At 57.9% G+C, this 509-nt stretch carries 1 protein-coding gene; it reads left to right on the forward strand.

Translation table 11 applies throughout. The annotated features are described in order from the left end of the window. On the forward strand, positions 1 to 509 hold a 509-nt coding region (locus L5L98_RS22360), incomplete at both ends, for a VCBS domain-containing protein (protein WP_263143591.1).

Genomic DNA, 509 nt, shown 5'->3' on the forward strand with positions numbered 1-509 from the left:
TCCAAGTRCAAACCAATGTCGCCGATGGCAACTACGGTTTCTTCAGCATTGATGCCGACGGTAACTGGACCTACACCTTAAACAACAGCCACAGCGACGTGCAGTCACTCAAGGCGGGTGAAACCCTGACCCGTGACATCACGGTCACCAGTGCCGATGGCACCGCCAGCCACACCGTGACCATCACCATTGTCGGCGCGAACGATCCCGCTGACATCACGCTCGGTAACGGCGACAGCGATGCTGGCACCGTCACCGAAGACGGCGATTCCGACACCCTGCCAGGCACAGTACAAACGGTGGCCGGCACCTTAACCGTCACCGACGTCGACAACGGCGAAGCGGTATTCCAAGTACAAACCAATGTCGCCGATGGCAACTACGGTTTCTTCAGCATTGATGCCGACGGTAACTGGACCTACACCTTAAACAACAGCCACAGCGACGTGCAGTCACTCAAGGCGGGTGAAACCCTGACCCGTGACATCACGGTCACCAGTGCCGATGGC

Origin of the sequence: Shewanella sp. SM23, from assembly GCF_025654295.1 — a bacterium.
Lineage (GTDB): Bacteria > Pseudomonadota > Gammaproteobacteria > Enterobacterales > Shewanellaceae > Shewanella > Shewanella oncorhynchi.